The organism is Microbispora sp. NPDC049633 (genome assembly GCF_040675265.1).
Taxonomy (GTDB): Bacteria; Actinomycetota; Actinomycetes; order Streptosporangiales; family Streptosporangiaceae; genus Microbispora; species Microbispora maris.
Genome location: NZ_JBFAOO010000423.1, coordinates 1 through 1,318, shown reverse-complemented (window position 1 = coordinate 1,318; position 1,318 = coordinate 1). Strand labels below are relative to the sequence as shown.

General features: G+C 72.2%; 1 protein-coding gene and 1 pseudogene. One reads left to right on the top strand and one right to left on the bottom strand.

Going from position 1 to position 1,318, the window contains the following annotated elements; genetic code table 11:
• Nucleotides 1-771, top strand: a pseudogene (locus AB0J39_RS39590) (hypothetical protein); the annotation flags it as partial.
• Between the two features lie 29 nt (nt 772-800).
• On the opposite strand, the gene AB0J39_RS39585 reads toward AB0J39_RS39590, so the two are convergent.
• Nucleotides 801-1,318, bottom strand: a 518-nt coding sequence (locus AB0J39_RS39585) for a hypothetical protein (RefSeq protein WP_363474358.1), incomplete at its 5' end; no start/stop codon positions are given.

The following is a 1,318-nucleotide window of genomic DNA, read 5'->3' as shown; positions in this document are numbered from 1 at the left end:
CTGGGGGATCGGCCTGGCCCACCACCGCCGGCCCTGCCCAAGTCGCGGGGCGGACTGCTGAAGGTCGCGCTCGTCCTCATCCCCGCGCTGCTGGTCATCGCGGGCGTCGCGGGCTATTTCGGGGTGCGGTCGGGCGGGAGCGACCCGGGGGGCAAACCCGCCGCCGGGTCGGACCCGTCGACCGGGAAGGCCACCGAGAAGCCCTCCGCCTCGGCGCCCTCCTCGGCCGCGCCGTCCTCCGCCGAGCCGTCGGCGTCCTCCTCGGACGAGCCGGCGACGTCGGCGTCCCCCGAGCCCTCCCCGAGCAGCGACGACCCCGGTCCCGGGGACGTCCCCGACGGCTGGCACAAGTACAAGCACCCGAGCGGGTTCTCCATCGCGCTGCCGAAGGGGTGGCACGCCGACGGCAGCGGCAACGGCGAGGTTCGCTTCCGCGGGGACTCGCACACCTACCTGGAGGTGCACCACACCTCCAGTCCCGAGTCGGACGCGCTGAAGGTCTGGCGGCGCGACGTGCCGGGCATGAGCCGGAACTTCCCCGGCTACAAGCTCATCGCCATCAGAGAGGTCAAGGGCTACTGGAAGACCGCGGCCGACTGGGAGTTCACCTTCGGCGACAGCCGCTACCGGTCCCGGGTGATCGACCGCGGCTTCGTCACCGACAAGAACAACGGCTACGCGCTGCTCTACAAGACCCAGGACAAGGACTGGAAAAAGAAGAAGAAGCTCTTCGAGACCATGGCCGCGACCTTCAAGCCGGCGAAGAAGTAGCGGAGACCGGACGCCTCGGTCCCCGGACCTCAGCCGGCCCGGCGGGCCTGCTCCAGATAGGAGACCAGCCCGGTCATCCGCTCCGCCGGCCAGGGCAGGCTCCGGCCGATCTCCGCGCTGTTGTCCTGCCAGAGCCTCCGCGCGGCCGCCCTGGTCTCCGCGCCGGCCGGTCCTTCGGGGTGGAATCCGCCCGCCAGCGCGTCCCAGCGGCGTACGAGGTCCCGGGCGCGCGGGTCGCCGGCGGGGACGCCGCTCTCGATGAGCCGCAGCCCCTCCTCGACGAGCCCCGTCCACTCGTGCTTGGCCGCCTCGACGGCCTCGGCTCCCAGCGCGTCCCTGCGCTCGGCCAGTCGCTCCCGCTGCTGCTGCGTGAAGTGGCTTTCGTACACCGACATCATCTCCAAGGTCGTCATGAACCAGCCGGGATCGGGGGCGGACGGGCCGTCCAGCCGGCCGAGCATCTCGCCGACCCGGCCCCGGAGCGCCTCGATCCGCTGCGCGTGCTCCTCCAGCCTGCTCAGCTGCGCCGCCAGTAGCTGGCGCAGCG